Source organism: Clostridium pasteurianum (genome assembly GCF_001705235.1).
GTDB lineage: Bacteria > Bacillota > Clostridia > Clostridiales > Clostridiaceae > Clostridium_S > Clostridium_S pasteurianum_A.
The window spans coordinates 3698123-3715078 of sequence record NZ_MCGV01000001.1 but is presented as its reverse complement, the minus strand read 5'-3'; the positions used below and the strand labels follow the sequence as shown (position 1 = coordinate 3715078).

The window sequence follows — 16956 nt, the reverse complement described above, 5'->3', positions numbered from 1 at the left end:
AACACACTTTAATAAAAATATTATAGCATAAAAAAATTATGGAGCTGATTACATCTTTAATGCATTCAGCTCCTTCTATTTAATACTTTTCGCAACTAATATAATAGTACATACATTCAGTAGCATAATTAAAATTTCTGCTTTAAAAAATAAATCCTTAAGAATTATTATCTAATACACCAACTTTAATTAAATTTTCACAGTTACTTAAAAGATCTCCTGGTGTAACAAAATACTCTTCTCTATCAAGCATGGATGTAATGGCATTTGATGATAATCCTTTCCTTGTATTTGTAAGTAGCATTTCTTTCCTATTCACACCAAAACAATGATTTATTACAGCACAAAATTCATGTGCCGATGTTACAAACTTTTCATCTAAAAGACCTTTAGCGTTTTTTTCTTCATTACCAATTTCCTTTTTTAACTTACTATAGAGGTTCTCCAGATCACAATCTTCTATTGATGTACAGCCTTTATCCCTATCTATCATGTCAATACTTGTAACTAATTTGTTTCTCATATTATAACCATTTTGGTTTATATAGTCCTCAATACGATGCAGTAATGTTTTTGTAGAAGTGCCATTATTAATTATAAGCCTATATCCATTCCCAGCATTTTTGTAGCAATCATACACAAATTGAGAACATACCATAGGATGTGAATTTTTATAAACTCCCTTATCAATCATCTTAATTAAGGTACTAACTACACTTTCCATAAGCGGTATTAAAAGTTTTTGAACTTCTACACTTATAGCCGCTCTTTTAAATAGTATAACTAAACCAGAAAATAGTAATTGTATTCTTGTATATGGTATTTTATCATCAAGATACATTTTTGCCACATCTAATACTTTAGTCATATCTTTATTATGTGGATTTAACCTCATCACTGTAATTGTCCTGTTTCCTATTCTATTTCTTATCTTATTAACCTGCACAGTCGGTACATTTTCCTCAATAATTTCATTAGATTTATAATATGATATTGCAGAATGAGTTACAGGAGCATCAGTTATAAGTGCTATTAATTTAGACTCCCAGTCAGTAAGTACAGGTGAGAATAAAAGTATATCCCCCTGCCTTAAATCATTTATTTTTATTAACCTTGTATCCATAATCATCACCCTATGAACATATATATTATTCAAAGTATAAAAAAGTGACAACAGATTTAATATATAAGTTAATAACTAATTCTCCATAGAAACTTTTTTGCCAGCACATTTTCTTAAATTCATGCATAAATATACCATATAAAGTACAAGTAATATTATTCCAAATATTAAAGCTTCATTATTAATATCAAAACCATTTAATCCTGAACCACCCTTAACCTTATCGCTATTACCCATAAAAGTAATAAAATTATTTAAAGCATGCAGACATATAGATGGTATTAAAGATTTATATTTATAATCAAGGATAGCAAGTCCAAAACCTAAAAACAGGATTACAGGATTGACTGTTAAGTGCATTATAAAGAAGATAAACGAAGAAATTATAATTGATTTAATAATTCCATACTTGTTGTATAACCTTCCCATTAATATTCCCCTGAAAATAAATTCCTCTGCAATAGGTGCTGCAACTACTGTTCCAAGAAAAGCTATTGCCACAAAAAAATTGCTACTTAATATAGATGGCGGAGATGTCATATTAGATTCTACGCTTTTTAATACACTAGGATTCAAACTATTTACTCCAAATAGTATAACTAAGATTCCACCGACAGCTCCTAAGTAACTTATTATATACATAATTGGAACCTCAACAATAAACATCTTTTTAGGCATTTTCCCAACAAAATTGCCAATAGTTATTTCATTTTTCTTTATAAATCTAATAGCCAGCAAAAACCATATAAGAGTAACTATAAGTGCATAAAGTTCATTTAAATCATCATTTATAGTAATTTTATATGCTTTAGAGAATATTACAAGTGCTATTAAACTAAGTATTGTTACAACAAACATTTGTATAAATAAATATCTAGTTTTTGTATTTTTAAAAACTTCAAAGTTCAAATTGTTTACCCCCTACCCTTTTCATCCTATTGTTATAAAAACATTTGAATATTTTATATTTTAACATTACTATATATATTTATAAACTATAATTTTTATATCACACAAAAAACAAACTATATTTCCTCAAAACATAGCTTGTTTTAATATTAACCTATAATTTTAATCTCTTAATCCAACACCTAATATTTTATAAGAATTTTTTTCGACATAAACGATTAATGTTCCAAGTATTTCCTCATCTGATGTGTGAAAATCAACAATATAGATATCCTTTCCATTCAATATCCCCTTACCTGTTGAAATAACACTATCATCATTTTGTGGCACACTCTTTTCAGTTACTTTTGCATCCTTCCAATTTATAACTTTTAATTTGTTTTTTGCTGCCCATTCGAAAGCTTTAACTTTAGCTGTATCATATTCATTTTTAGGATGAAAGTTTTTAACTTCTTCCGCCCAATGTGTTTCTTCTTTGCTCTCTTCCCTCTTTTCATTAAATTTGATATCAGACTTTTCACTTGCTATAAGCTTATCCATATAGTCTTTACTTACCTGATCTTTATTTTGGGGTTTAACATAACCTACAACAAAACAAACTACTAATAATGAAATAAAAAGCATAGTTACCTTTTTAATCATAATTTTTACCTTCTCACATACTTATAAATTCTTTCAATGCTTCTTTAGACTAGCACTTATTTTTTTAATATACTCATTAGCATCATTTCTCTTTTTAAATATTATAATGTGCTTGTCTGTATTCTTTATTATATACTCATTCTTTTCTCCCCACTTCTTAGGGAAATTCCATATATATTTTATAAATTCAAAATCAAATTTTTCCGTACAACCTTCTGGCATGTCCTCTCTTACTTTATAAAAGCTTGTTATAACTCGTTTAAAATATCTCATTAAACATACTACTCTACTGAGCTTGAAGCATACAACAGTATCTGCCCTTTCAAGACGAATATCTATGGTTGAGCCGTAATTTCCTTCAATTATCCATCTATCCATCTTAATAAGCTTCTTCTGTTTTTTTATCCATTCATCCCTCGGAGTTTCAATCCATCCATAATGCCAGTATTCTTTATCAAGATGTATCAAAGGAATCCCTGTAACCTTATTTAACTTCTTTGAAAATGTGCTTTTTCCACTTCCAGGAGAGCCTATGATAATTATTCTATTTCCTATATAATCCATTTAACATCACCATAAATAATTATATCATTTTTATGTTTCAAATCTAATAGCTTAATTCACAAAAATTACATTAACTACATTTTAAAGTGATGTATATCAAAATTAACCCTTTTCACCACATATGCTCTAGAAAACGTTTCCTCCTTAAACTTATTAAGTCAAAATCCCATCTATTATTTTTATTTACTAAAGATTGCACAATAAGTAATCGAAACTTATTGTGTAATATAATAGCACGATAAAAATTCCAATAACTTATTTAAATTATAAAAGGAGTGTTCTAGTATGACTACAATTTGTGGGTACAGCTATTCTAATAGTGCAAAGGAAGCTGTTGAAGAAGCCTCAAAGGAGCTTCATACCCCTAAACTCATTATATATTTCAGCAAGATTAGTTACTTTAAAGATGTAACCTCTCGCCTAAAGGAGAAATTCCCGAATTCCACCACCATAGGTTGTACATCCTGCGGTGAAATATCAAAAGATGGTATAAAAGGAGGCTTATCACTCATTGCTTTCGATGAAAACATCACATTGAAAACTATGATTATGGAGAATATAAATGAGGCACCAATAATTTATATTGAAGAGCTAAAAAAATTCAAAAAAGGATTTGATGCTAAAAATACTATAGCATTTGAAATAACAGATGGATTGTCAAATTCTGAGGAAAAAAGTTTATCCGTATTAAACAGCATTTTTGAAGAAGATAATATTCCTGTAGTTGGAGCTAGCGCTGCAGATGATTTAAGTTTCACCCAAACATATACTTCTTATAATGGTGAAATTTATTCAAATGCAACTATTGTAACTTTAATTCACAATAACGCCGGCAAAATAAATATATATAAAGAGAATATTTACGAACCAACAAAACATGAATTTATAGTAACTAAAGCTAATCCAAAAGAAAGAAAAATATATGAACTCGATGGAAAACCAATAATAAAAACATACGCAGATACTTTAAACATACCTGAAACAGAAGTATCAAAATATTTCATGAGTAATCCTATTGGAAGAATAATAGGAAATGAATCTTTTATATCTTCCTTTAAAAAAGTAGAATCTGACAATTCTTTTTCTTTTTATGGTAGAATTTACCAAAATTCATATGTGTCTATATTAAGACTTAAAGATCCTATGGAGGTTCTTGATAAAACAATACATACAATAAAAAGTGAAATGCCCAATATTTCTGGTTCAATAGTAATTAACTGTATATTTAGGACTTTACTTTTTAAAGAAAAAAATCTTACAACTGAATTCACCTCTAGACTGCAAAATTTAAGTTCATTTGCTGGCCTTACAAGTTATGGTGAACAGCTCAACAATAAGCATCTTAATCAGACAATGATTTTGATTTGCTTTGAATAATGGAGGTTACTTATGCTTTGGTTTAATAATAAAGATACTAACACCAACAATGAAAATACTACTACTTTAGATAAAGTTATAAATTTAAAAAAGAAAAATAAATTAAACATAGATACTGCAATAAAAGAAACAGTTTTATTAATTAAAAAGAAAATATCTGAACTCATGGACAATGAGGGGGATTTTATAAAATCCATTGGAAAAATCGATACTTCTGCTAAATCAACTAACACTAAATTAGATACTATATCAGCTTCTGTAGAAGAATTTGATGCTAATATACAAGCTCTTACTGAGGCATCCCAAGCTATAAATAAAAATATCCATAATGGTAATTCTCTTATAGCTGAAGGTGAAACCGGAGTTTCTTCTATAAGTAATGAAATATATTCAATAGCTGATTCTATTAAATCTTTCGGAGCTAATTTCAATAACTTACAAAATAGTATTGAAACAATTAATTCATTCTCAAATAAAATAATTGATATATCAGAACAAACTAATATGCTCTCCTTAAATGCAAACATTGAAGCTGCACGTGCTGGTGAAGCTGGGAAAGGGTTTTCTGTTGTTGCAAATGAGGTTAAAAATCTATCTGACGAAACAAAAAATCTTTCAGTTTCAATATCTTCAAACCTAAATAATATAAGTACTTTAGCAAGTGATTTAAATAGCAGTTTAGAGAATATTTTAGATAAATTGCAAAGTGGTGTAACTAAAGCAGATAAGTCACTTGAGGTTTTTTCGAATATAAAAGAATCAAATAAAGATACTGATAAAAAAATACAGCATATGAATAACTCACTCAAACAATCTGCCGAAGCTATGAATGAAATAACAAATTCTGTAATGGCAATTTCACATAAGAGTCTTGATGATATAACTTTAGTTAATGCCCTACAAAAAAAAGAAAGCCTGAAAATAGATTATTTTACTGACATTTTAAGCTTTTTAGAGCAACTTGACTTTGTACTAAATAAAAATATTGGGAAGTAACAATATTTTGAAACATTAAATAGAACTCATAATACTAAACCCCAAATAATAAAAATACTAAGAAATTTTAATAACTCGCTGAGAAGAAGCTCAAACAAATTAAAATTTCTAAGTCTTTTTATTATTTGGGGCAAGTATTATTGAGTTTTATTTAAATCGTTTCCAAAATATTGTTACTTCCCATAAAGAGTAAAGGCAAAGGAAGATTTTCTTCCGCTCCGCTGCGGAAAATCCGAATTAAAACTCATATAAAATAGGCTACAAAATAATAAAATACTAAGAAATTTTAATAACTCGCTGAAAAGAAGCTCAGACAAATTCAAACATCTAAGTCTTTTTATAATTTGAAGCAAAGTCTTATTGAGCTTTATTTAAACAGTTTCTAAAATACTGTTACTTCGCTTAGAGGTAAAAGCAAGGAAGATTTTCTTCCGCTCCGCTTCGGAAAATCTGAATTAAAAACTCATATAAAATAAGGCTACAAAATAATAAAAATACTCTTATTTTCCATAGAGAGTAATAGCAGGATAATTTTTGTAAATTTCGTAGAATTGTTGAAAGTTTACTTATCTAAATGTCGATTCACTAATTTATGCTTAAAATTCCGTAGGCACGGAGGAATTTTCTCCATGTTTTACTCCAAAAGTGAATTAACATTGATTTGTAACAATTAAAAAAAACTCTAATGAATGTTATCATATACGAGGTTTGGGCTTTGCCCATTATCCTTCTTTACTTAATATGGGCAATCTCCATATTATACGAGGTTTGGCCAATTGGAGAAATGCTTATATGGAGTTGTTGGTGATAATATAAAAAGTTCCTATTTATAGTTAAGAAGGATAATGGGTCTATGACCCAAACCCCAGCTATGATAAGATTTATAGAATTTTTTTAATGTTACAAATCAATGTTAATTCACTTATTTTAATATTTTAACCTCTCCACTTGTCAAAAAATATTTAGTCTTTACTATCCTAATTTTATTCTCATTATAAAGCTTTTTAAGCATTTCACTTTTTAAAAGTTTTTTTGCAGATAATGCTATGTTTTCATCTTCAACTTTTGAACTTAGTACATCTAGTGGGCACTCTTTTCCGTATAAATTAGTATTATCCACAGCTTCTTTTAACGGCTGTATAAACCCATTTAATCTGCCATGAAGCTTCATTTCATCTAAGGCAGCTTCAACTGCACCACACTTTTCGTGTCCCATAACCATAATATATCTAGTATTTAGATGGCTTACAGCAAATTCAACATTTTCTATTACATTATCATAAACGATATTGCCAGCATTACGAATAGTAAATATCTCTCCTATACCAACATCAAAAATGGTTTCTGGTGGAGTACGTGAATCTGAGCATGAAATCACAACTGCATAAGGCTTCTGCCCATTATCACTTAACTTTTTTCTGTTTTCATAAGAAAAATCCTTAGTTTTGAGCTTATTTAATATAAATCTTTTATTGCCTTCCATAAGAGTTCTTTCTATTTTCATAAATTCCTCATTCATAAATTTTACCTCCTCAAACTGTAAGTTCAATTCACTTTATCTCCTCTATGGACAAATTAACTTTATAATTACCATACTTTAATATTTCATCTAGAAACCCAACTAACTTTTCCTGTGTCTCTGCCACCACCTTCAATAAATAGCACCCTTCACCACTTATCCTATGAGCTTCAACAACAATATCACTTTTATTTATATAATTCCTAAACTCCATATGATTTGAAGTTTTCATAAAAATAGTTACAAAAGCCATTACTTTTTTACCTAACTTATGAAAATTTATTTTTAATGTGTACTTTTCTATAATCCCCATTTTCTCCATTTTAGTTATTCTATTTTTAACTCCCTGTCCTGTTAGATGTACTTCTTCGCCTACGTCCTGTAAACGCCTTCGTGAATTTTGTATGAGCAAATTTAAAATTCCTATATCCGTTTTATCAAGCAAACCCTATCAAATCCTTTCATTATTAAAAGTTTTTCATCATTATTCTTTTTCAATTCAAGTACTAATAATAATATACTATAAATAAAAGAATAGGAGTGATAAAATTGACAATCCAATTAATAAGACATGCTACTTTAATCTTAAATTTAAATAACAAAAGAATACTTGTAGATCCTGTCTTAAACAAAAAAGGGGTTATGCCTGCAATTCCAGATGTCCCAAATACAAATGCAAATCCCCTGGTTGACCTTCCCATGGATGTTAGTGAAATTTTAAATTGTGATGCCGTACTTATAACTCATACACACAGCGATCACTTTGATGCTGCCGCTTCAATGCTTATTCCTAAGGATATGACCTTACTTTGCCAGCCAGCTGACGAATTAAAACTAAAAGAATTTGGTTTTTACAATGTCCATGCAATAGAAAAAAGCTTTACCTGGCACGGCTTAACCTTTAATAGAACTGATGGAGAGCATGGACATGGAGAACTTATCAAAGCAATGGCCCCAGTATCAGGCTTTGTAATCTCTTCACCAAAGGAGCCAAGAATTTATATTGCAGGTGATACAGTATGGTGCAATAAGGTTAAAAAGTCCATAAAAAAATTCTCACCTAAAATAGTGGTTTGCAACTCAGGTGCTGCTAGTTTTTCTTATGGAGAGCCAATAACAATGACAGCTTCAGATATACTCGCACTTCGCAAAACATTTCCACATATAAAAATAATTGCAGTGCATATGGATGCCTGGAATCACTGCAAACTAAGCAGAGAAGCCTTAAAAAAAGCTATTAAAAATAAGAATAATATATTTGTACCATATGATGGTGAAACACTATCCTTTTAGACACATTATTGCAAGTAATTATATAGCAATTCTACAAATGCAGCGTTTTTTCTAGAATTGCTATATGTTCAGCCTCATTATTTATAATATTTGATAGTATCTTATAAGTTTCTGTATTCATATCACTTGTATCTTCCACAAATCTGCCCTGTACATCAATTAAAAGAGAATACACATCTTTTTCTAGTCCAAGTGAAAACATTAAATAATCTCTAACATTATTAATATCTTTTATATATGTCTTTTTATTAAACTGATTTATAAGTGAAGCCATTTTATCATATATAAAAAAATCAATTTCTTCAAATTCAGTATCACCTATTTGCTCTTTTAATGACTCGTAATACTCAATAGTTTTATCAAGCTGCTTTACTAATACCTTTGACATTATTTTTATAGATTGAATGTCACATTTTTCCTTACCTATAGTTTCATATTCAATTTTCACCTTATTCGCAACGTTTATTGCTTTATCAAGTATATCTACAATATTATACGCCATAACATTACCACCTTAAATTATATTTTGCTTCAATAAATTTCACAGTATAAAACTATATTTTATTTTTATTGTCCTCAAAACACGCATTATTATAACAAAATTTAATATTTACTCTAAAGACTCCATAAATTTATAAACTATAGTAACCGATAACATTGACTTTATACCTTATGTTACATATAATTATTTTATACTATTGTTAACGTTTGCGCTATAGTTTATTTTACATTGGAGGTTTTAAAATGAAAAAAAAATCTTTTCTATCGTTTGTTACACTTACATGCGTTACTTCCTTAATACCTGGAATGAATGCATCAGGAAAAATATTAAGTTATAATGCTATAGTTGATATTAATTTCAAAGGACAAGATGGCACTAAAGTAAATGGAATATCCACCTACAAATCCATCACTTCTGCAGTATCAAGTGCTCCTACTTCCTCAACAAATAAATACGTGATACATATTAAAAAAGGAACTTATTATGAAAAAGTAACTGTTAATAAACCAAATATAACCTTTATAGGCGAAGATAGAGATAAAACTAAAATTACATATGATGTAGCAAATTCAACAAAAAAACCTGATGGCACTACTTATGGTACTTTTGGTTCTGCAAGTCTATCAGTTATTGCTCCAAACTTTAGTTGTGAGAATTTAACTGTAGAAAATTCCTTCGACTATCCTTCAAACAAAGCTAAAGCTTCAAATGATCCAACTAAACTACCAAATCCTCAAGCTGTTGCTTTAAAACTTGATGAAAATAGCGAAAAAGCATACATTAAAAACTGCAAATTAGATGGATATCAGGACACATTATACTGTAATAAAGGTACCTCATATTTCACACATTGTTTTATCGCTGGATCTATAGATTTTATTTTTGGAGCAGGTCAATCATTTTTTAATGAATGTGAAATTATTTCAAAGGATATGGATTGTAAAAGCTGCAATGGTTATATAGCAGCTCCAAGTACACTTATAGAGAATAAATACGGCTTTGTATTTTATAAATGCAACATCAAAAAAGGAGACAAGAAAATGGCTTCAAATTCTGTAGCTCTTGCTAGACCATGGCATCCTACAACTTCATTCTCAGATGGAACTAGAAAAGCTAATCCAGATGCAATTGGAAGTGCTGTATATATTGATTGTTATTTAGATTCTCACATCAAAACTACCGGATGGGACAAGATGCATGGAAAGGACAAGGATAAAAATTTGATTTGGTTTCTTCCTGAAGACTCTAGATTTTATGAATTCAATAGTAAAGGTCCTGGAGCCGATGTAAATCCTTCTAGAAGACAGCTTTCAGAAAATGAAGCAAAAAGCTACGAAAAAAAATATGTTTTAAATGGCTGGATACCAAAATAAAAGAATTGAGAATTAACATTGATTTGTAACATTTAAAAAATTACTTCATCAATATTAATTCTCTTTAAGGTAAAGCTTAGTATTACATTTTAGGCATAGCTGACATGTTGCTTATGATTTCAGGATTTACCATTCCTAGTATCATTGCAACATGAGCTACAACTAGGAAACCGCCTATAAGAATAAAATGTATTTTCATTTTTTCATCCACTGTTTTATTCCTAAATATTAGTCCAAGTTCCATAAGTGCTATAGGCAGAAGGAAGATAATTCCGCTTAAATAAAAACCAACAGCTAATACGTCCACCCATGTATGCCATTCTCCTGCAGTTGTTATAGGTATAACTGCATTAAAGAATAGATAAATAAAAATTCCTGTAAAATAAAATCCGTCAAAAATACCAACAATTTTATTAAGAGTTCTTATTCCACCACTTTGTATCCTGTTAAAAATTATGAGAAATTCAGTAATTGTAAGTGTTTCGGCACAAATTACTGGTACCGCCATAAAAATAAGTAAGTTCCACGGCTGATTACTTGCTAGTAATGACATATAATGAGTCATGTTCATAATTAATTACCTCCATTAAATTTTGTAAACTTATATTACAAAAAAGATATGAAGATTATATAAAGATTGCAGGGCAATGTAAAAAAAAATCATAATAACTACAAAAAATAAAAACTATGCTTTAAGTAAGTGCAAAAAACAGCACTTATTTAAAATATAGGCAAAATAAAAATGGAATGCTGCATTAACAATTCAAAAATTGCTAATGCAGCATTCCATTTTACTTATTAGTTTTATATCAATTCTAAAGTGGGAAGTATTTAACTATTTTCCTAAAATACTTTGAACAAATTCCTTCATCTTATCACATTTGCAATTAGCAAAGAAGTATTCCTGGAATTTCTCACCGCTTATAGCACCCTTAAGTAAATCTTGATCGATTTCTTTTAATACTGTTATGATATCTTTGAAAGCTGCTTTTCTAACTCCATCTAATATCTTTTTATTTCTTTGTTCTGGAACAACTCTTTCTGGTGGGTATCCTTGACCACTTTTATCTTGGAATAATTTTTCAAATATATATCCTAAGTTTAAGTCTCCACCCCAGCCAAATCCTTTAGCAAAAGGCATTGCAATTGCATTTCCATCATTAATTTGTGCAAACATAAATGCATCTGAAGGATCTTCTACATGTCCACAGATTACTCCTGGGAAAGAATTTAAAGCAAGCATTGCTCCTTCTCCAGTTCCACATCCAGTTATTACATAATCAGCTGCTCCTGAATTTAAAAGAATAGCTGCTAAAATACCATTTTGAACATATGTTAATTGTGCCTTATCATCTGCACTGTACATTCCATAATTAAATACTTCATGTCCCTTTGGTTCTACTACTTTTTTTAATGTTTTAAATATTAAATCATTCTTTGCTGCTTGGCTGTTTTCATTTATTAAAGCTATTTTCATTTATATATTCCTCCTATTAAAGTGAAATCACTTTGATACATATTAATTTATATTACTATATTATTGTGGTTGTTTTCCTATATAAGCTAGTATACCACCATCTACATACACAACATGTCCATTTACAAAGTTTGATGCATCAGATGCTAAAAATACAGCTGGTCCCATTAAATCATCTGTTGTTCCCCAACGTGCTGCTGGAGTTTTTGCAACTATAAATTGATCAAATGGATGTCTTGAACCATCTGGCTGAATTTCTCTAAGTGGTGCTGTTTGTGGTGTAGCTATATATCCAGGTCCTATACCATTACATTGGATATTGTGTTCACCATACTCAGATGCAATGTTTCTTGTTAACATCTTAAGTCCACCTTTTGCAGCTGCATAAGCTGAAACAGTTTCTCTTCCAAGTTCACTCATCATTGAGCATATGTTTATTATTTTCCCGTGTCCCTTTTTAATCATACCAGGTATTACAGCTTTAGATACTATAAATGGAGCATTTAAGTCTACATCTACAACTTTTCTAAAGTCTTCTGCTTTCATATCAAGCATTGGGATACGTTTAATTATTCCTGCATTATTTACAAGAATATCTATTACTCCAACTTCTTTTTCTACTTTTTTAACAAATTCATTTACTGCTTTTTCGTCTGTAACATCGCATACATATCCGTGTGCTTTTATTCCTTCTGCTTCATAAGCTTTTAATCCCTTGTCTACTAATTCTTGCTTAATATCATTAAATACTATTGTAGCTCCTGCACTTGAGAAAGCTCTTGCAATAGCAAATCCTATACCATATGATGCACCCGTTACCAATGCAACTTTGCCCTTTAGTGAAAAATCTTTTAATATATCCATTAAATATTCCTCCTTATTAGACTTATAATATTTACATCATAATTAAATTATACTATTGTAGTTTGGCTATTTCTTGTTATATTTTTTTTAAAATGTTGCAAATATTGAAGTAAGGATTATAATAAACTTAGTACTATTTTGATTATGGAGGTAAAATATGAAGGAATTCACATCATGCAAAGAGTCCATAAATAATTGCATTAAAAGCAAAGATTTTTCTATTGCACACCTGCACACTGAAGAAGAAACTATGGCAATTCATATACATGATTGCTATGAAATTTATTACTCAATTTCTGGCGGTAAGCAATTTTTAATTGATAATAAATTATATGATATAAATTCTGGAGATTTGTTTGTCATAAACCAGTTTGAAAGCCACTATGTTTCCCAGATAAATAAAGAAATTCATGAAAGAATAGTTATTTCAATATATCCTGATTTTTTAAAAACTATTTCTACCAACAAAACAGCTTTGAATTACTGTTTTAAACACCGCAGTGAAAACTTCAGTCATAAAATTTCACTTAATAAAGAGCAGCAAAATAGATTTATGTATTTTATAAACAAAATTACAAGTGCAAAAGGTTTTGGTGCTGATATGATTGAATACTCAAGTTTTATAGAGCTTATGGTTTATTTAAACACACTTTTTCTCAATAATGAAAATTCATCATCACTATCTTTATACAAATACAACAATCAAATTCAAGAAATGATTCACTACATAAATGACAATGTTACAAAAGATATTACTGTAAAACATTTAGCAGAACACTTTTTTTTAAGCGAATCATACATTTGCAGGATTTTTAAATTATCAACTGGGACTACCATAAATAAGTACATTACTGCAAGAAGAATATCCATAGCTAAATCTCTTCTCTCAAACGGCTTGAGCATTAATGATGTTTGCATTAAATGCGGCTTTAACGATTATAGTAATTTCTTAAAAGCATTTAAAAAAGCCGTTGGGGTATCGCCTAAAAAATACTCTACATTTAGTTTAAACTAAAACTAATCGTATTATTATCAAGGATTCCAATTTTTTTAGGAGCACTGGAATTCAAAACTTCAATCAATTTTGATGCTTGAATTACTTCCATTACTTATTTCTCCTTTCATTAGATCCTTGATTTTGTTTAAAAATTTTAAGTTGTCCACTTTATAAATTGGAATTTGTAAATTTCGGCTTATCTTAATCTGAATGAAATAAGAATTATGACTACTCAAAAAACTTTCCTTTATAAAAATTCTCATTTCCAAGTTTCTTTGCCGTCAGCCTAAATATAACACAACCATCTGGGCATACAATATCTTTGCTATATTTACTAGTTCCACCGATATTCTCTAAATCACCGCCACTCCTGACTGCCTCCATTATTGGAAACATAATCATCATAGCTTTGGAACAAATACCTTGTCCATCAGCATTTACAGGACAGCCATAGGTGCAGGTATACTTATCCCCAACTTCCTCACCATTTCGGCAATATCTCTCAGTGTGGTCTCCACGAAGAAACCCTATAACCTCGATTTTCCATTGATACTCCTCATCATACCATTTTTTCATAATAAACCTCCATATTCTAACTTTTGTTCTCTTTCTAATATCCAGACAAATTAGTATTACTTTTTACTAAATTATAACATGCTTACAAATAAAAACTACTGGTTTGAAAAAGTAGAAACTGCCCACTAATTAAGCTAAAGTTTATCTTTAGAAATAACATAGCAAAGTAAGCTATCTTCATTCTGTTAGAGAAATAATTTTGAAGATTCAATGACAATTAACCTTATTCCTATCTTTTTATTACAAGATGAAGACAAATCAATACTATAAGTAAAAATGATAAGCTTCTATGTACCCTAAGCCAATACTTTTTCTTATTTTTACTTATAACACCATATATCCCTAGCAACACCACAATAAACATAACTATAATTGCTGCAAAGCCTGTTATTGATAAGCCTCTAAACCCATATAAAAAATAAAAATGTACACTTAAAGCTATTACTGCTATTACTCCAGCAATTTTATGATACTTGATTACATACTTCATTATTTTTCTATAAATCACAGCATAATTTTTCTTATCCTTAGGCAATTTATTTATATACTTTTTGTTTACATATTTAATAAAAAATTTAAGTAAAGTAAAACCATATGCCCCTACACCAACCCAGCCTAAAAATTTCGCTATCTCTTTCATATTACCACCTCATCATTTATAATATTATCTATTTTAATAATATACCAAAACAAATTATAATAAACCATAATACATATTTAAACCCTCAATAGGAAATCTTATTCCTTGTAAAGAAAATTTAAGGAGTGAGATATTAATGAGTGAAACCATTAAAGAAAAATCACAAGGCAGAGTAAGCTATCACGATTCTGTTGAAGAAATGGTTAAAAGAATTAGAAGTGATGGGATGTCTAATGTATTTGATAGATATGCCCTTCAAGAAAAAATACGATGTAAGTTTTGCTTGCAAGGTGTTAGCTGCCAGCTTTGCTCTAACGGTCCCTGTAGAATAAGTGAAAAAACAGGTCAAGAAAAAGGTGTTTGCGGCATAGGTCCAGATGCTATGGCTATGAGAAATTTTCTCTTAAAAAACATAATGGGAGCTGGTACATACAGCCATCATGCCTATGAAGCTTTTAGAACCTTAAAGGCTACTGCTGAAGGAAAAACTCCATTTAAAATAACTGATGAAAATAAACTTAAATGGATGTGTGAAAAAGTCGGCATAAATACAAATCAATCTAAGGAAGACATGGCAATTGAACTTGCAGTACTTCTAGAAGATCAACAGAGAATTGGGAATCCAGAGGATAATTTAATGGTTAAAGCCTTTGCACCTAAAAAGAGAATAGAAGTCTGGAAAAAGTTAAATATTTATCCTGCTGGCACAGTTCACGAGGAACAAAACTGCGTAGCAAGCTGCCTTACTAATGTAGATGGAAGCCACGTTTCCCTCGCTATGAAAGCCTTAAAGCTTGGCATAGCTACAATATATAACACACAAATAGGTCTTGAAATGGTTCAAGATATACTCTTTGGTACACCAACACCTCATGAAGTAAATATGGATCTAGGAATAATGGACCCTGATTACATAAATATAGTATTTAATGGTCACCAGCCGTGGATAGGTGTAGCCACTATCTTAAAGGCAGAAACCAAAGAAGTTCAAGACATGGCGAAAAATGCTGGTGCTAAAGGATTAAGAATTGTAGGCTCCATAGAAACAGGCCAAGAGCTCCTTCAAAGATTTCCTGTTGATGATGTCTTTGTCGGTCATATGGGAAACTGGCTTGCTATTGAGCCTCTTCTAGCTACTGGAACTGTTGATGTATTTGCAATGGAAGAAAACTGTTCCCCTCCAGCTATTGATATGTACGCTGAAAAATATCAAGTAACTCTAGCCTCCATAAGCACCATAATTGATTTACCTGGAATTAAGTACAAATTTCCATATGAACCATCCGAAGCCGGAGCTACTGCCGACAAATTAATTAAACTTGGCATAGAAAATTTCAAGAAGAGAAAAGAAAGAAAAATAAAAGCTGTCGTTCCTAAAAAAATTCAAAAGGCTGTAGCTGGTTTTTCAACTGAAGCCGTTTTGGGTGCATTAGGTAACAAGCTTGATCCTCTAGTAGATGTAATAGCTAAGGGACAAATTAAAGGTGTCGTAGCTCTTGCAAACTGTTCAACCTTAAGGAATGGTCCTCAAGATTCAATGACAATTAATCTTACAAAAGAATTAATTAAAAAGGACATATTAGTTGTTGCAGGCGGTTGTGGTAATCACGCCCTTGAGGTTGCCGGTCTCTGTACTCTCGATGCTGCAAACACTATGGCAGGTGATGGCTTAAAGGCTATCTGCAATGCTCTTAAAATACCACCAGTATTGAGTTTTGGAACCTGCACTGATACCGGAAGAATTTCCATGCTAGTAACTGCCCTTGCTGAGCATTTAAATGTTGATGTACCAGAGCTTCCTATAGCTGTAACAGCACCAGAATGGATGGAGCAGAAAGCTACTATTGACGGGATTTTTGCTTTAGCTTATGGAGCTTATACTCATCTTTCCCCTACTCCATTTATGACTGGTGCCCCTCAATTAGTTGAACTTTTAACTAGTAAAGCAGAGGATGTTACAGGAGGCTTCATAGCTCTAGGTGATGATCCTAAAGAAGTAGCAAATAACATTGAAGCTCATATATTAAAGAAAAGAAAAGCACTTGGTTTAAGTTAAACACTAATTCAATTCATTAACCATATAAATACTAAATTTAGTATAGGA

Annotated in this window: 18 protein-coding genes; 6 read left to right on the top strand and 12 right to left on the bottom strand. The window is 30.3% G+C overall.

The features are described from left to right. Window positions 1-157: 157 nt before the first annotated feature. From BEE63_RS16605 to BEE63_RS16590, 4 genes are all read right to left on the bottom strand, one after another. Window positions 158-1123, bottom strand: coding sequence for a hypothetical protein (locus BEE63_RS16605; protein WP_242874826.1), 966 nt, complete (start codon window positions 1121-1123; stop codon window positions 158-160). A gap of 75 nt (window positions 1124-1198) precedes the next feature. Next, window positions 1199-2032 carry a CPBP family intramembrane glutamic endopeptidase gene (locus tag BEE63_RS16600; RefSeq protein WP_066022439.1) on the bottom strand — a complete coding sequence of 278 codons (834 nt, stop codon included), beginning with the start codon at window positions 2030-2032 and terminating at the stop codon, window positions 1199-1201. A 162-nt stretch (window positions 2033-2194) separates the two neighbouring features. After that, window positions 2195-2674: a hypothetical protein gene (locus BEE63_RS16595; protein WP_066022438.1), complete on the bottom strand. Its 480-nt coding sequence runs from the start codon at window positions 2672-2674 to the stop codon at window positions 2195-2197. A 33-nt stretch (window positions 2675-2707) separates the two neighbouring features. Continuing rightward, a complete protein-coding gene (locus BEE63_RS16590; RefSeq protein WP_066022437.1) occupies window positions 2708-3238 on the bottom strand; it encodes a topology modulation protein in 531 nt (176 codons plus the stop codon). Between the two features lie 285 nt (window positions 3239-3523). Here BEE63_RS16590 and BEE63_RS16585 point away from each other — a divergent pair, with 285 nt between their 5' ends. Together BEE63_RS16585 and BEE63_RS16580 are read left to right on the top strand one after the other, a co-directional pair. Then, the gene (locus BEE63_RS16585) at window positions 3524-4615 is read left to right on the top strand and encodes an FIST signal transduction protein (protein ID WP_066022436.1); all 1092 of its coding nucleotides are present in this window, start codon (window positions 3524-3526) and stop codon (window positions 4613-4615) included. Window positions 4616-4627: 12 nt separating this feature from the next. Next, window positions 4628-5611, top strand: a complete 984-nt coding sequence (locus BEE63_RS16580; RefSeq protein ID WP_066022435.1) for a methyl-accepting chemotaxis protein — start codon at window positions 4628-4630, stop codon at window positions 5609-5611. 922 nt (window positions 5612-6533) lie between these two features. Here BEE63_RS16580 and BEE63_RS16575 read toward each other — a convergent pair. Together BEE63_RS16575 and BEE63_RS16570 are read right to left on the bottom strand one after the other, a co-directional pair. Beyond that, on the bottom strand, window positions 6534-7130 hold the full coding sequence (locus BEE63_RS16575; RefSeq protein WP_066022434.1) for a carbonic anhydrase: 597 nt from the start codon (window positions 7128-7130) through the stop codon (window positions 6534-6536). Window positions 7131-7161: 31 nt separating this feature from the next. Then, window positions 7162-7575 (bottom strand): Lrp/AsnC family transcriptional regulator, encoded by a 414-nt coding sequence (locus tag BEE63_RS16570; protein ID WP_066022433.1) that lies wholly within the window; start codon window positions 7573-7575, stop codon window positions 7162-7164. A gap of 95 nt (window positions 7576-7670) precedes the next feature. On the opposite strand from BEE63_RS16570, the gene BEE63_RS16565 reads away from it, so the two are divergent. Beyond that, complete coding sequence (locus tag BEE63_RS16565) at window positions 7671-8423, top strand: MBL fold metallo-hydrolase (RefSeq protein ID WP_242874824.1); 753 nt, start codon at window positions 7671-7673, stop codon at window positions 8421-8423. Between the two features lie 31 nt (window positions 8424-8454). Here the strand turns inward: BEE63_RS16565 and BEE63_RS16560 are convergent, their stop codons facing one another. Then, window positions 8455-8925: a hypothetical protein gene (locus BEE63_RS16560; protein ID WP_066022431.1), complete on the bottom strand. Its 471-nt coding sequence runs from the start codon at window positions 8923-8925 to the stop codon at window positions 8455-8457. 242 nt (window positions 8926-9167) lie between these two features. On the opposite strand from BEE63_RS16560, the gene BEE63_RS16555 reads away from it, so the two are divergent. Next, a complete protein-coding gene (locus tag BEE63_RS16555) occupies window positions 9168-10298 on the top strand; it encodes a pectinesterase family protein (RefSeq protein WP_066022430.1) in 1131 nt (376 codons plus the stop codon). A gap of 82 nt (window positions 10299-10380) precedes the next feature. Here BEE63_RS16555 and BEE63_RS16550 read toward each other — a convergent pair whose 3' ends face one another. The 3 genes from BEE63_RS16550 to BEE63_RS16540 form a co-directional block, all read right to left on the bottom strand. Next, window positions 10381-10869, bottom strand: a complete 489-nt coding sequence (locus BEE63_RS16550) for a DUF6803 family protein (protein ID WP_066022429.1) — start codon at window positions 10867-10869, stop codon at window positions 10381-10383. Between the two features lie 264 nt (window positions 10870-11133). Continuing rightward, window positions 11134-11775, bottom strand: coding sequence for an RpiB/LacA/LacB family sugar-phosphate isomerase (locus BEE63_RS16545; RefSeq protein WP_066022428.1), 642 nt, complete (start codon window positions 11773-11775; stop codon window positions 11134-11136). A gap of 60 nt (window positions 11776-11835) precedes the next feature. Continuing rightward, a complete protein-coding gene (locus BEE63_RS16540) occupies window positions 11836-12639 on the bottom strand; it encodes a gluconate 5-dehydrogenase (RefSeq protein ID WP_066022427.1) in 804 nt (267 codons plus the stop codon). A gap of 157 nt (window positions 12640-12796) precedes the next feature. Here BEE63_RS16540 and BEE63_RS16535 point away from each other — a divergent pair, with 157 nt between their 5' ends. Continuing rightward, entirely contained in the window at window positions 12797-13654 is an 858-nt protein-coding gene (locus BEE63_RS16535) for an AraC family transcriptional regulator (protein WP_066022426.1), read from the top strand. Window positions 13655-13864: 210 nt separating this feature from the next. On the opposite strand, the gene BEE63_RS16530 is transcribed toward BEE63_RS16535, so the two are convergent. Further along, entirely contained in the window at window positions 13865-14212 is a 348-nt protein-coding gene (locus BEE63_RS16530; RefSeq protein ID WP_066022425.1) for a TIGR04076 family protein, read from the bottom strand. A gap of 229 nt (window positions 14213-14441) precedes the next feature. Next, window positions 14442-14852 (bottom strand): hypothetical protein, encoded by a 411-nt coding sequence (locus BEE63_RS16525; RefSeq protein WP_066022424.1) that lies wholly within the window; start codon window positions 14850-14852, stop codon window positions 14442-14444. A gap of 136 nt (window positions 14853-14988) precedes the next feature. Between BEE63_RS16525 and cooS the strand changes: the two genes are divergently transcribed. Next, window positions 14989-16908 carry an anaerobic carbon-monoxide dehydrogenase catalytic subunit gene (cooS, locus tag BEE63_RS16520; RefSeq protein ID WP_066022423.1) on the top strand — a complete coding sequence of 640 codons (1920 nt, stop codon included), beginning with the start codon at window positions 14989-14991 and terminating at the stop codon, window positions 16906-16908. Window positions 16909-16956 lie beyond the last annotated feature (48 nt).

What these genes read in the sequence shown, in the direction of transcription:
- BEE63_RS16605 (WP_242874826.1), bottom strand. Translation starts at nt 1,123, where the DNA reads ATGGATACAAGGTTAATAAAAATAAATGATTTAAGGCAGGGGGATATA.
- BEE63_RS16595 (WP_066022438.1), bottom strand. Translation starts at nt 2,674, where the DNA reads ATGATTAAAAAGGTAACTATGCTTTTTATTTCATTATTAGTAGTTTGT.
- BEE63_RS16590 (WP_066022437.1), bottom strand. Translation starts at nt 3,238, where the DNA reads ATGGATTATATAGGAAATAGAATAATTATCATAGGCTCTCCTGGAAGT.
- BEE63_RS16585 (WP_066022436.1), top strand. Translation starts at nt 3,524, where the DNA reads ATGACTACAATTTGTGGGTACAGCTATTCTAATAGTGCAAAGGAAGCT.
- BEE63_RS16580 (WP_066022435.1), top strand. Translation starts at nt 4,628, where the DNA reads ATGCTTTGGTTTAATAATAAAGATACTAACACCAACAATGAAAATACT.
- BEE63_RS16575 (WP_066022434.1), bottom strand. Translation starts at nt 7,130, where the DNA reads ATGAATGAGGAATTTATGAAAATAGAAAGAACTCTTATGGAAGGCAAT.
- BEE63_RS16560 (WP_066022431.1), bottom strand. Translation starts at nt 8,925, where the DNA reads ATGGCGTATAATATTGTAGATATACTTGATAAAGCAATAAACGTTGCG.
- BEE63_RS16555 (WP_066022430.1), top strand. Translation starts at nt 9,168, where the DNA reads ATGAAAAAAAAATCTTTTCTATCGTTTGTTACACTTACATGCGTTACT.
- BEE63_RS16550 (WP_066022429.1), bottom strand. Translation starts at nt 10,869, where the DNA reads ATGAACATGACTCATTATATGTCATTACTAGCAAGTAATCAGCCGTGG.
- BEE63_RS16545 (WP_066022428.1), bottom strand. Translation starts at nt 11,775, where the DNA reads ATGAAAATAGCTTTAATAAATGAAAACAGCCAAGCAGCAAAGAATGAT.
- BEE63_RS16540 (WP_066022427.1), bottom strand. Translation starts at nt 12,639, where the DNA reads ATGGATATATTAAAAGATTTTTCACTAAAGGGCAAAGTTGCATTGGTA.
- BEE63_RS16535 (WP_066022426.1), top strand. Translation starts at nt 12,797, where the DNA reads ATGAAGGAATTCACATCATGCAAAGAGTCCATAAATAATTGCATTAAA.
- BEE63_RS16530 (WP_066022425.1), bottom strand. Translation starts at nt 14,212, where the DNA reads ATGAAAAAATGGTATGATGAGGAGTATCAATGGAAAATCGAGGTTATA.
- BEE63_RS16525 (WP_066022424.1), bottom strand. Translation starts at nt 14,852, where the DNA reads ATGAAAGAGATAGCGAAATTTTTAGGCTGGGTTGGTGTAGGGGCATAT.
- cooS (WP_066022423.1), top strand. Translation starts at nt 14,989, where the DNA reads ATGAGTGAAACCATTAAAGAAAAATCACAAGGCAGAGTAAGCTATCAC.